General features: G+C 74.5%; 13 protein-coding genes. 10 read left to right on the plus strand and 3 right to left on the minus strand.

Annotation, left to right across the window (positions count from 1 at the left end):
- The 6 genes from FQY64_RS14855 to rpoH form a co-directional block, all read left to right on the plus strand.
- Nucleotides 1-190 (plus strand): hypothetical protein (locus FQY64_RS14855; protein ID WP_222431794.1); only part of this gene is annotated, 190 nt, incomplete at its 5' end.
- A 160-nt stretch (nucleotides 191-350) separates the two neighbouring features.
- Nucleotides 351-1,037 carry a cell division ATP-binding protein FtsE gene (gene ftsE, locus FQY64_RS13885; protein ID WP_146475221.1) on the plus strand — a complete coding sequence of 229 codons (687 nt, stop codon included), beginning with the start codon at nucleotides 351-353 and terminating at the stop codon, nucleotides 1,035-1,037.
- Nucleotides 1,034-1,972 carry a permease-like cell division protein FtsX gene (gene ftsX / locus FQY64_RS13890; RefSeq protein WP_146475223.1) on the plus strand — a complete coding sequence of 313 codons (939 nt, stop codon included), beginning with the start codon at nucleotides 1,034-1,036 and terminating at the stop codon, nucleotides 1,970-1,972. Before ftsE ends, ftsX begins: the two co-directional genes overlap by 4 nt.
- A gap of 68 nt (nucleotides 1,973-2,040) precedes the next feature.
- Nucleotides 2,041-2,889: a response regulator gene (locus tag FQY64_RS13895; protein ID WP_146475225.1), complete on the plus strand. Its 849-nt coding sequence runs from the start codon at nucleotides 2,041-2,043 to the stop codon at nucleotides 2,887-2,889.
- A gap of 5 nt (nucleotides 2,890-2,894) precedes the next feature.
- The gene (ung, locus tag FQY64_RS13900; protein WP_146475227.1) at nucleotides 2,895-3,668 is read left to right on the plus strand and encodes a uracil-DNA glycosylase; all 774 of its coding nucleotides are present in this window, start codon (nucleotides 2,895-2,897) and stop codon (nucleotides 3,666-3,668) included.
- A 124-nt stretch (nucleotides 3,669-3,792) separates the two neighbouring features.
- Nucleotides 3,793-4,677 (plus strand): RNA polymerase sigma factor RpoH, encoded by an 885-nt coding sequence (rpoH, locus tag FQY64_RS13905; protein ID WP_146475229.1) that lies wholly within the window; start codon nucleotides 3,793-3,795, stop codon nucleotides 4,675-4,677.
- A gap of 86 nt (nucleotides 4,678-4,763) precedes the next feature.
- On the opposite strand, the gene FQY64_RS13910 is transcribed toward rpoH, so the two are convergent.
- Both FQY64_RS13910 and tal read right to left on the minus strand, forming a co-directional pair.
- A complete protein-coding gene (locus tag FQY64_RS13910; RefSeq protein ID WP_146475231.1) occupies nucleotides 4,764-6,050 on the minus strand; it encodes an NAD(P)/FAD-dependent oxidoreductase in 1,287 nt (428 codons plus the stop codon).
- A 7-nt stretch (nucleotides 6,051-6,057) separates the two neighbouring features.
- Nucleotides 6,058-7,011: a transaldolase gene (gene tal / locus FQY64_RS13915; protein ID WP_146475233.1), complete on the minus strand. Its 954-nt coding sequence runs from the start codon at nucleotides 7,009-7,011 to the stop codon at nucleotides 6,058-6,060.
- Nucleotides 7,012-7,117: 106 nt separating this feature from the next.
- Here tal and parS point away from each other — a divergent pair, with 106 nt between their 5' ends.
- Nucleotides 7,118-7,618: a type II RES/Xre toxin-antitoxin system antitoxin gene (gene parS, locus FQY64_RS13920; RefSeq protein WP_186761027.1), complete on the plus strand. Its 501-nt coding sequence runs from the start codon at nucleotides 7,118-7,120 to the stop codon at nucleotides 7,616-7,618.
- A 31-nt stretch (nucleotides 7,619-7,649) separates the two neighbouring features.
- A complete protein-coding gene (locus FQY64_RS13925) occupies nucleotides 7,650-8,111 on the plus strand; it encodes an RES family NAD+ phosphorylase (protein ID WP_146475237.1) in 462 nt (153 codons plus the stop codon).
- Nucleotides 8,112-8,121: 10 nt separating this feature from the next.
- Here FQY64_RS13925 and FQY64_RS13930 read toward each other — a convergent pair whose 3' ends face one another.
- A complete protein-coding gene (locus FQY64_RS13930; RefSeq protein WP_229814953.1) occupies nucleotides 8,122-10,320 on the minus strand; it encodes a primosomal protein N' in 2,199 nt (732 codons plus the stop codon).
- A gap of 443 nt (nucleotides 10,321-10,763) precedes the next feature.
- On the opposite strand from FQY64_RS13930, the gene FQY64_RS13935 reads away from it, so the two are divergent.
- Together FQY64_RS13935 and FQY64_RS13940 are read left to right on the plus strand one after the other, a co-directional pair.
- Nucleotides 10,764-11,741 (plus strand): hypothetical protein, encoded by a 978-nt coding sequence (locus tag FQY64_RS13935; RefSeq protein WP_146475239.1) that lies wholly within the window; start codon nucleotides 10,764-10,766, stop codon nucleotides 11,739-11,741.
- A partial coding sequence (locus FQY64_RS13940) for a hypothetical protein (protein ID WP_222431795.1) occupies nucleotides 11,728-11,917 on the plus strand: 190 nt, incomplete at its 3' end. The genes FQY64_RS13935 and FQY64_RS13940, both read left to right, overlap by 14 nt.

An 11,917-nucleotide genomic window follows, 5' to 3' on the forward strand; every position in this document is an offset into this window, starting at 1 on the left:
CCGCCGGCGCGGCGGGCGCCGCGAGGACGGCGGTGCCGAGGCGGCGCCGTCCGTGCAGGCGCAGCGCGCGGCATCGCGTCCGCCGCGCGAGAACGCGCCGCCGGCATCGTCGGCGACGCCGGCCGCACCGCCGCGCCTGGGATTCTTCGACCGCCTGCGCCGCGCGGTGCAGAGCTGGATCGGCCGCTGAGGCCCGCGCTCGCCCATCGTCGCAACGGAAGCCGCTTCAGCCGCGACCTCCACGACCGCCGGACGACGGATCGCGGCTGAAGCCGCCGCTCCTGCCTTGCGTGGGCAGCGCGCGGCGCGACCGCCTGCCGCGGCCCCGCGCGCTCTGCGATACTCGCCGCATGACCCTGCTGCGTTTCGATCGTGTCGGCAAACGCTACGCCAGCGGCCGCGAGGCCCTGAGCGAGGTCAGCTTCGAACTGGCCGAAGGCGAGATGGCGTTCGTCACCGGCCATTCCGGCGCCGGCAAGAGCACGCTGCTGAAACTGATCCATCTCACCGAAGTGCCCACCCGCGGCGCGGTGCTGTTCGGCGAGCGCAACCTCGCCCGCCTGCGCGGACGCAAGGTGGCGCTGCACCGGCGCGAGATCGGCGTGGTGTTCCAGGATCACCGTCTGCTGGCCGACCGCAGCATCGCCGACAACGTCGCGCTGCCGCTGATCCTGCGCGGACTGCCGCGCGCGGCGATCGCCAAGCGCGTGCGCCATGCGCTGGAACAGGTCGGCCTCGGCGATCGCGAGCGCGCGCTGCCGGTGCAGCTGTCCGCGGGCGAACAGCAGCGGGTCGGCATCGCCCGCGCGCTGGTCGGCGAGCCGCGCCTGCTGCTGGCCGACGAACCCACCGGCAACCTCGATCCGACGCTCGCCGCCGAGATCCTCGCACTGCTGGAGGCGCTGCCGGCGCGCGGCACCAGCGTGCTGATCGCAAGCCACGACCTCGCGCTGCTGAAGCGCATGCGCAAGCGCGTGCTGGTGCTCGATCACGGCCGGCTGGTCGACGACATCGCGCCGGAGGACCTCGCCGCATGAGCGCGCAGACGGCATCGGCGCCGAAGCCGCGCCGGATCGGCACCTGGATCGACCACCACCTGTACAGCATCGTCGCCGGCATCGGCCGCCTGCTGCGGCGGCCGGGGTCGACGCTGCTGACCGTCGGCGTGATCGCGCTCGCGCTCGCGCTTCCGCTCGGCCTGTGGGCGACGCTGAAGAACGTCGAGCGCCTCGCCGGCGAGGCGCGCCGCTCGCGCGAGATCAGCGTGTTCCTCGACCCGCGGCTGGCGCCGGCGCAGGCGCATGCGCTGGCCGAGCGCCTGCGCCGGCGCGCCGACGTCGCGGCGGTGCGCGTGCGCACGCCCGACCAGGGGCTGGCCGAGCTGCGCGCGCGCGGTCTGGCGGACGCGCTCGATGCGCTGCAGACCAATCCGCTGCCGAGCGTGCTGATCGTCACCCCGGGCGGCGACGACCTGCGGCTCGCGCAGTCGCTCGGCACGCTCGCCGAGGTGGACGTCGTGCAGCACGACGCCGACTGGCGCGCGCGTCTGGACGGCTGGCTGTATTTCGGCGAGCGGCTGGTGTGGGTGCTGGCGGCGCTGTTCGGGCTGGGCGCGCTGCTGGTGGTCGGCAACACCGTGCGGCTGGACATCCAGACGCGGCGCGAGGAGATCGCGGTGCTGCAACTGCTCGGCGCCACCGACGGCTTCGTGCGCCGTCCGTTCCTCTACCTCGGCCTGTGCTACGGCGCGGCCGCGGGCGCGCTCGCGCTGGCGCTGCTCACCGCGGCCGAATGGGCGCTGCGCGCGCCGCTGGCGCAGCTCGCGCAGAGTTACGGCGGCCGCTTCGCGCTGCAGGGCTTCGCGCCGGTCGAGGCGGGCGCGATCGTGCTCGGCGCCGGCCTGCTGGGCTGGCTGGGCGCCGGGCTGGTGGCCGGTCACACCCTGCGTCGTACCCGCCCGATCGAAGATTGAGAACCCGGAGCGTCCTCCCGGCGCACCGCTGCCTCTACACTGCCGTCCTCCCCCGCATTCCGTCGCTCATGGCCAGCCAGGAACTGCGTCACCTCGTCAGCGACCACCCGCGCGTGATGGTGGTCGACGGCTCCAAGCTGGTGCGCAAGCTGATCGCCGATGTCCTCGCGCGCGAGCTGCCGCAGGTGGAGGTAGTGCCGTGCGAGAGCGTCGCCGCCGCGCGCGCGGCGCTGGCCGGCGGCGTCGTCGACCTGGTCACCACCGCGCTGGTGCTGCCGGACGGCGACGGCCATGCGGTCGCGCGCGCGGTGCGCGAGGCGGCCGGGCAGTCGTACGTGCCGGTGATCGTCGTCTCGGGTTCGGCGCAGGAGGAGCTCGAGCAGCGCCGCTTCACCGAGGACGTCACCGACTACTTCGACAAATCGCTCGGCCACGGCGCGCTCGCGGCGTTCATCCGCGGCTATGTGCAGCCGGAACCGATCCCCGGCGCGCGCGTGCTGTACGTGGAGGACAGCAAGGTGGTCGCGCTCGCCACCAAGCGCATGCTCGAACGCCACAAGCTGCAGGTGCTGCATTTCCCCGGCGTCGAGGAAGCGCTCGATCACCTGGAGCAGCACCGCGTCGATCCGCACGGCGAGGGCGATCCGGGCGCCGACCTGGTGCTCACCGACGTCTACCTGAAGGGCGAGCTGAGCGGGCGCGACCTGCTCGAGCGCATCCGCACCGGCTTCGGTTACGGCAAGCGCCGTCTGCCGGTGCTGGTGATGACCGGCGATGCCAACCGCGACAACCAGAGCGAACTGCTGCGCGCCGGCGCCAACGACCTGGTGCTGAAGCCGATCGAGGAGCGCCTGCTGGTGACCAAGGCGCTGTTCCAGTTGCGCGTGGCGCGTCTTGCCGGCGCGCGGCCGGGCTGAGCGCGATGGCCGTCACGCCGCCGGCCGCGGGCGAGCGGCTGCGCCTGCATCCGTCCTGGAAGGCGCGCCTGGCCGACTACCTGCAGCGCGAGGACATGCAGGCGCTGGCCGCCTACCTGCGCGCGCGCAAGGCGGCCGGCGCGCGCGTCTATCCGCCCGGGCCGCAGATCTTCGCCGCGCTCGACGCCACGCCGTTCGACGCGGTCAAGGTGGTCATCCTCGGCCAGGACCCGTACCACGGCGCCGGGCAGGCGCACGGGCTGTGCTTTTCGGTCGCCCCCGGGGTGGCGCCGCCGCCGTCGCTGGAGAACATCTTCCGCGAGCTGGAGCGCGACCTCGGCCTGCCGCGTCCCGACCACGGCTGCCTGCTGCCCTGGGCGCGGCAGGGGGTGCTGCTGCTGAACGCGGTGCTGACGGTCGAGGAGGGCCGCCCCGGCAGCCACCAGGGCCGCGGCTGGGAAGGCTTCACCGACCGCATCGTGCAACTGCTGAACCAGGAGCGCGAGGGCCTGGTGTTCATGCTCTGGGGCAGCTACGCGCAGGCCAAGGGCCGGGTGATCGATCCGCGCCGCCACCTGGTGCTGAAGGCCCCGCACCCCTCGCCGCTGTCCGCCCACCGCGGCTTCATCGGCTGCGGCCACTTCTCGGCGGCCAACGGCTACCTGGCCCGCCACGGCCAGGCGCCGATCGACTGGCGCCTGCCGCCGCGCGATGCGCTCCCGGCTGCCGCGCCCGCCTGCGCCGGCGAGACGCCGGCCGCCCACGGTCCGGCGGCCTGAGCCGACTATCGTTGCTCACCTGGCTTTGATGAATACCGGACAACGGTAAACGTTCCCTTAGTAAAACAGTGCGAACTCCTGCCGTCTTTAGCAGTCGAACCGCCCGGTTGCTAAGATCGGACCCATGAGCGAACTCGCCCTTTCCCAAGCCCTCATCCCGAACAACCTGCCGGTGCCGGTCTCGGGCGGGCCGCTGGGCTCGCTGGAGGCCTACATCCAGGCGGTCAACCAGATCCCGGTGCTGAGCGCCGAGGAAGAACAGCGTCTGGCGCGCCGCTACCGCGACCACGAGGACCTCGACGCCGCCCGCGAGCTGGTGGTGTCGCACCTGCGCTTCGTCGTGCACGTCGCCCGCGGCTACAACGGCTACGGCCTGCCGATGGGCGATCTGATCCAGGAAGGCAACATCGGCCTGATGAAGGCGGTGAAGCGCTTCGACCCGGACCAGGGCGTGCGGCTGGTGTCGTTCGCGGTGCACTGGATCCGCGCCGAGATGCACGAGTTCATCCTGCGCAACTGGCGCATCGTCAAGGTCGCCACCACCAAGGCGCAGCGCAAGCTGTTCTTCAACCTGCGCAAGAGCAAGACGCGGCTGGGCTGGCTCAACGCCGAGGAAGTGCGCCAGGTCGCGAAGGATCTCAACGTCTCCGAGCGCGAGGTGCTGGAGATGGAGTCGCGCCTGGCCGGCCGCGACATCGGCTTCGACGCGCCGGACGACGACGACGACAACGCGCCGCCGGCGCCGGTGGCCTACCTCGAGGCGCACGACCAGGACCCGGCCGCCGCCTACGAGCGCGCCGACAGCGAGGACAACCAGCTCGAGCTGCTGCGCGAGGGCCTGCAGCGGCTGGACGCGCGCTCGCGCGACATCATCCGTCGCCGCTGGCTCGACCACGACAGCAAGGTGACGCTGCAGGAACTGGCCGACGAGTACGGCGTGTCCGCCGAGCGCATCCGCCAGATCGAGGCCAACGCGCTGAAGAAGATGAAGGCGCTGTTCGTCGCCTAGGCGCGAACACGCCGTCGCGTCGCGTGAGCGGCGACGGCACCACGAGCTCAGGGTGGGCGGCCCGGGAAACCGGGCCGTTCGCTTTTTCAGCCGTCCGGCGCCGCGGCCGCGCCGGTGTCGGCCCGCGCCTCGCGCTCCAGCACGATGCGCGCGTGGCGCTGGTAGGTCAGGTAGGCCCAGGCCCAGTTGAGCAGGACGATCAGGCGGTTGCGGAAGCCGATCAGGAAGAACACGTGCGCGGCCAGCCAGAACCACCAGGCGAGCACGCCCGAGAAGCGCACGCCGCGCAGATCGACCACCGCGGCGCGGCGGCCGATGGTGGCGAGGTTGCCGTAGTCGCGGTAGCGGAACGGACGCGACGGCCGTCCGCGCAGGCGGTCGCGGATGGTGCGCGCCACATGGCGGCCCATCTGCTTGGCGGCCGGGGCCACGCCCGGCACCGGGTGGCCGTCCGGCGTGCGGACGGCGGCCGCATCGCCGATGACGAAGATCTCCGGACGACCACCGGGCACGGTCAGGTCGGGCGCGACCTGCACGCGTCCGGCGCGATCGCACGGCGCGCCCAGCATCGCCGCCAGCGGCGAGGCCGCCACGCCCGCCGCCCACAGCACCGTGCGCGCGGCGATGCGTTCGCCGGCGAGCACGTAGCCGGTGGCGTCGATCGCGCCGACCGGCGCGCCGGTGACGACCTCGACGCCCAGGCGCTCGAGCTGGCGGCGCGCCTTCGCCGACAGCCGTTCGGGAAAGGTGGCGAGCACCCGCGGCCCGGCTTCGATCAGGCGCACGCGCGCCTGCGAGGGGTCGATGCGGCGGAACTCGCCGCGCAGCGTGTGGCGCGCGATTTCGGCGAGCGTGCCGGCGAGCTCCACCCCGGTCGGGCCGCCGCCGACCACCGCGAAGTGCAGCCAGGCGGCGCGCTCGGCCGCATCGTCGGCGGCCTCGGCGCGCTCGAACGCGAGCAGCACGCGGCGGCGGACCTCGAGCGCGTCGTCGAGCGTCTTCAGCGCGGGCGCGTGCGCTGCCCAGTCGTCGTGCCCGAAATAGGCGTGAGTGGCGCCGCTGGCCAGCACCAGCAGGTCGTACGCAAGCCGCGTGCCGTCGGCGAGCGCGAGCGTGCGCGCGGCGGCATCGATCGCGACCACCTCGCCCAGGCGCACCTCGACGTTGCGCTGGCCGCGCAGGATGTGGCGCAAGGGCGCGGCGATGTCCGGCGCCGACAGACCGGCGGTCGCCACCTGGTACAGCAGCGGCTGGAACAGGTGGTGGTTGCGGCGGTCGATCAGGGTGATGCGGACATCGGCGCGGGCCAGGCCGCGCGTGGTCCACAGGCCGCCGAAGCCGCCGCCGACCACCACCACGTGCGGCGGCGCCATGCGCGCCTCAGGCCGCCATGCGCGCGGCGAGCAGCGCCTCCAGCTTGCGCTGGTCGGCGGCGAAGCGGCGGATGCCGTCGGCGAGCTTGTCGGTGGCCATCGCGTCCTCGTTGAGCTGCCAGCGGAAATGCGCTTCGTCGAGCGGTGCCGGCGGTTCGGCGCGCTGGCCGTCGTGTTCGAGCGCGCGCGGCAGCTCGCCGTCCTCGCGCGCGAGCCGGTCGAGCAGCTCGGGCGCGATCGTCAGCCGGTCGCAGCCCGCCAGCGCCAGCACCTGGCCGATGTTGCGGAAGCTGGCGCCCATCACCACGGTCGGGAAGCCGTGGCGCTTGTAGAACTGCCAGATGCGGCGCACCGACCGCACGCCGGGATCCTCCTCGGGTGTGGCCGGCGGGGTGCCGCCGTTGGCCAGGTGCCAGTCGAGGATGCGGCCGACGAACGGCGAGATCAGGTACACGCCGGCTTCCGCGCACGCCACCGCCTGCGCGAAGGAGAACAGCAGCGTGAGGTTGCAGTGGATGCCTTCGCGCTCCAGGCGCTCGGCGGCGCGGATGCCTTCCCAGGTGGAGGCGATCTTGATCAGCAGCCGCTCGCGCGGCAGGCCGGCGTCCTCGTACAGCGCGACCAGCCTGCGCGCCTTGGCGATGGTGGCGGCGGTGTCGAAGCTCAGGCGCGCGTCCACTTCGGTGGAGACGCGGCCGGGAATCAGCTTGAGGATCTCGCCGCCGATCGCCACCGCCAGCCGGTCGCAGGCATCGCGCACGCGCGCCTCGGCGTCGTCGCCCTCGGCGCGCGCGACCGCGGCGTCGATCAACGGCGCGTACGCCGGCAGCGCGGCCGCCTTCAGCAGCAGCGACGGGTTGGTGGTGGCGTCGAGCGGGCGGAAGCGGGCGATCGCATCGATGTCGCCGGTGTCGGCAACGACGGCGGACAGGTCGCGCAGGCGGTCGAGCAGCGTGGGCATGCAGGCGTCCAGGCGAAGGTGAGGGATGCGGCATTGTGCCGGATGGCGTGCAAGGGCGGCATCGACGCCGGTTGCGCCGGTTGCCAGTTGGCGTAGCATCCTTGCCATGCGGCAGGCGCGCGGCGAGATCAGCGAACACCTCAGGGCCGCCCTGGAATTCCTCGGGCGCGACGTGCTCGCGCGGCCCAAGGCCGCGCGCGGCAAGGCGGCCGCGGCCCGGCGGCGGGGCGCCGCGATCGCGCGCGGACGGTCCGAGCCCGACGAACAGCCGCGCCTGCAGGCCAGCGCGATCGACCAGTTGGCGCGCAAGCTCGATGTCGCCGAAGTGGTGGTGCTCGACGTCTCCCGCATTCCCGTGCGCACGTTCCACCGCCGGCAGAGCGAGAACCAGCCGCTGACCGCGACCGAGGCCGACCGCGTGCTGCGCATCGCGCGCGTGGCGCGCGAGGCCGAGCGGGTGTTCGGCGATGCGCGCAAGGCGCGGCGGTGGCTGACCACGCCGAGCGCGGTGCTGGGCGAAGTGCCGCTGCGTCTGCTGTCCACCGACGCCGGTGCGCGCGACGTCGAAGCCGAGCTCGGTCGCATCGACTGGGGCGAGTACGCCTGATGCGGTCGTCGGCGCGGAGCGGCTGCCGCTGATGCGCGTGTACCGCATCACCGCGCCCGCCTACGTCGGGCGCGCGCTGTCGGGCGAGGGCGCGGCGCGTTTCCCGGGCCGATGGAATTCCGCCGGCACGCGGGTCGCGTACACCGCATCCAGCGCGAGCCTGGCGATCCTGGAGATGCTGGTGCACGTCGATCGCCGTGCGGTGCCGGCCGATCGCCGTCTGCTGACGTTCGAGGTGCCGGACGATGCGATCGCGGCACTGGACAAGCGTCCGCGCGGCTGGGACCGGCTGCCGTATTCGGCGGAGGTGCGGCGTGCGGGCGATGCCTGGGTGCGCGGCGGCGCCTCGCTGGCGCTGCGCGTGCCGAGCGCGGTGGTGCGACACGAACACAACGTGCTGATCAACCCGGCGCATGCGCGTTTCGCGGAGATCCGGCTGCTCGCCGACGAGCCGCTGGCGCTCGACGCGCGCCTGTTCGAGTGCGACGACTGACGCTGGCGCGTCAGTACAGATCGACCGGATCGACGTCCAGCGACCAGCGCACGCGGCGCGCCTCCGGCAGTGCGCGGATCGCCGGCAGCGCGGCGTCGAGCGCGGCATGCAGCGGCGGACGTTCGGCGCAGGCCAGCAGCAGTTGCGCGCGGCGGAAACCGGCGCGGCGCGGCATCGGCGCCGGCAGCGGGCCGTGCGCGGTCACGGCCGGCGCGGGCGCGGCGAGCAGCGCACGCGCGGCGCGCAGGAAGGCCTCGGGCAGGTCGGCCTGCTTCGCCTCGGCGCGCAGCAGCGCCAGGTGCGCGAACGGCGGGAAGCCGGCCGCCTCGCGCTGCGCCAGTTCGGCGGCGGCGAACGCCGGATAGCCGCCGGCCAGCAGGGTGGCCAGCAGCGGATGGTCGGGATGATGGGTCTGCAGCACGACCTCGCCCGCGCGGTGGCTGCGTCCGGCGCGCCCGGCGACCTGGATCAGCAACTGCGCGAGCTTCTCCGGCGCGCGGAAGTCGGCCGAGAACAGCCCCTCGTCGATGCCGACCACCGCGACCAGGGTCAGGTGCGGCAGATCGTGCCCCTTGGCGAGCATCTGCGTGCCGACCAGGATGCCCGGCCGCTCGCCGAGCGCCGCCAGGTGGCGCTCGAGCGCGTCGCGGCGCTGGGTGGTGCTGCGGTCGATGCGCAGCACCGGCACGTCGGCGAAGCGCGCGGCGAGGGTTTCCTCGATCCGCTCGGTGCCGGCACCCTGCGGCTGCAGCGCCAGCCCGCCGCAGGCCGGGCAGGCGTCGGGCACCCGCTGCGCGCTGCCGCAGTGGTGGCACTGCAGGCGGCGGCCGCCGGCGTGGACGGTCATCGCGTGGCCGTGCTCGGCATCGCCGCAGCGGCGGCACTGCGCGCTCCAGCCGCAGTCGTGACACAGCAGCACCGGCGCGTAACCGCGGCGGTTGCGGAACACCAGCACCTGACCTCCGGCATCGAGCGCCTGGCGGATCGCCGCCAGCAGCTCCGGCGACAGCCCGGCCTCGAGCGGACGCTTGCGCACGTCCAGCACGCGCACCCGCGGCGGCCGCGCGGCGCCGGCGCGCACCGGCAGGCGCAGGTGGACGTAGCGCCCGAGCGCGGCGTTGCGCAGCGTTTCCAGCGCCGGCGTCGCGCTGCCCAGCACCACCGGCACCGCCAGCGCCTTGGCGCGCACCAGGGCGAAGTCGCGGGCGTGGTAGCGGATGCCGTCGAGCTGCTTGTAGCTGCCGTCGTGTTCCTCGTCGATCACGATCAGCCCCGCCTCCGGCAGCGGCAGGAATACCGCCGAGCGGGTGCCGACCACCACCCGCGCCTCGCCGCCCGCGCAGGCGGCCCAGGTGCGCGCGCGCTCGCCGTCGCTCAGGCCGGAATGCAGCGCGTGCACCGGCACGCCCAGGCGGGCGCGGAAGCGCGCCAGCATCTGCGGCGTGAGGCCGATCTCCGGCACCAGCACCAGCGCCTGCCGGCCGCGCGTCAGGCAATCGGCGATCGCCGCCAGATACACCTCGGTCTTGCCGCTGCCGGTGACGCCCTCCAGCAGGAACGCGGCGAAGCGGCCCTGCGCCGCACGCACGGCGTCGGCCGCGGCCTGCTGGTCCGCGTTCAGCGCATGCGGCGCTGGGCGCTGGACGAAGGCGCCGGCCGCCAGCGGCACCCGTTCGGCCAGACCGCGGCGCAGCAGGCTGCGGGCGGCGGGGCGCCAGCCGGGGTGGTCGGCGTCCAGCACCTCCTCGGCGGTGAGCGCGGCCAGCGCCTCCGCCAGCCGCCGCGGGCCGCCGCGCAGCCGGGGCAGCGCGGTGCGGCCGGCCTCGGTCAGCCGCCAGCCCCAGTCGCGCGCGTCCGGCACCGGCTCGCCCTGGCGCAGCAGCGTGGGCAGCGCGGTCGCCAGCACTTCCCCGAGCGGGGCGTGGGTGTAGCGCGCCAGCCAGCGCAGCGAGGCCAGCAGCTCGCCGTCGAGCAGCGGGCGCGCGTCCAGCCGCTCCAGCGCCGGGCGGGGTTCCGGCGCATCGGGATCGGGCGGGCCGATCTCGGCGACCACCCCGACCCGCTCGCGCGTGCCGAACGGCACCCGCACCCGGCAGCCGACGTGCGCGGGCAGGGCCGGTGTCCCGTCCGGGGGGCGGTAGTCGAACAGCGTCGGCAGCGGCACCGGCAGGGCGATGCGCCAGACGTCGGGCGGAGCGGGGGCGGACACCGCGCCAGTCTAGCCGGCGGCCGAGCCGCCCCGGCTTCCGCACTTGCGCGCGCAAGTTGCGACTTCGATGCGCAATCTGCCGCAAGTGACTGTTCGCAAAGGAAACCGCTCCTTATCCACACACGCTGTGGATAACTCTGTGAATCGTGTGTCGGCAGACGTGCGCGAGCCCGCAGAAACAAGCCTCGGCCTTGGGTTGGCGAAAAAAGTGCCAACCGGTACTTCCCTTTTTAAATCAATAAGTTGCGCGTGGAACACGGGCTGAACGCGGACCACGCGGAGCGTGAAACGGGCGTGAGTGACGGTCCGATGACGGCTGTGCACAACCGTTTCCGCGCGCTGTGCCCGTCCTGCTTGGCGGAGCACGCGGCGCGCCGATGTCAAGCCGCACTGCCGCAGGCCGGGCGGCTACCATCGGGGGCGCTTCCCGCCCCCGGATGCCGATGACCGACGCCGCCGCTCCGCCCCGTGGCCTGCCGACCGCCCTGGTCGCGTTCCTGCGCGGCGTGGAGCGGCGGGCGGCGGTGCTGGCCGAGCTGCAGACCGGCGATGCCGGCCGCGGCGACGCGGCGGTCGCGGCCGCCGTGCGGGCGTTCATGGCCGACGTCGGGGCGGCGCCGCTGGCCGAGTGGCCGCCGCGGTTCTGGGCCGCGCTGCTGGCGCAGCCGGCGCTGCGCCGGCACACCCCGGTCGCGCTCGCGCTGGACGCCGGCGATGCGCTCGGCCTGCTCGGCTCGGGCGTGCGCGCGGCCGTGCTGGTGCGGTTGGCCACCGGTCTCGACGAGGCCCCGGCCGCCGCCGCGCTCGGGGTCCCAGTGAGCGCCTACCGCCGCGCCCTGCAGGCCGCGCTGCCGCAGGATGCCGCGGGGCGGCCCGATCCGCGCGCCTGGGAGCGGCTGCAGGCGCACGTGCAGCGCCGGATCGACGCCTTCCCGCCCGAACGGCTGAGCCGCATCCGCGAAGCCGCGTTCCGCAGCGCGCCGGCGCCCGCTGCGCGCGGCGCGCCGCCGGTCGCGGCGCCGCGCGGGCCGCGCTGGCTGCGTGCGCTGCTGTGGGCGTTGCTGCTGCTGTGCGCATTGGCGCTGGCGGCGACGTTCTGGCCGCCGTGGCGCGACGCGTTCCTGGACGGGCTGGAGGGCGGCGAGGCGCGGGTGCGGGTCGAGCCGCTGCCGCCCGCCGTCGCGCCGCGCCGGCGCCTGGCGGACGACGCCCGGCTGCTGGCCCACCCCGATTTCGAGCTGCTGCGGCAGGGGCCGCAGGCGCCGGAGGAGCTCGCCTTCGCGAGCTGGCTGGCGGCCCAGGGCGAGGCCGACCGCCCGCCGCCGCGACCGCTGGTGCCGCAGGAGCCGCCGGCCGACGACGCCGGCGACGCGCTGCCGCCGGCCGTGCCGGAAACGGACGGCAGCCATGCGGCACCGTAACCGGGTGCTCGCCGGTGTGCTGGCCGCGTGCGCGCTGCTGGCCGCCGCGCACGCGGCGGACCCATTGGCGGCCTTCGCCGAGGCCCCGCTGGCGCCGCCGGTGCGCGCCGAACTGGCGCGCCGCGCGGCGCTGTGGAACGCGTGGACGATGCCGCAGCGCGCGGCCTTTCGCGCCC

Source organism: Vulcaniibacterium thermophilum, assembly GCF_007923255.1.
GTDB lineage: Bacteria > Pseudomonadota > Gammaproteobacteria > Xanthomonadales > Xanthomonadaceae > Lysobacter_F > Lysobacter_F thermophilum.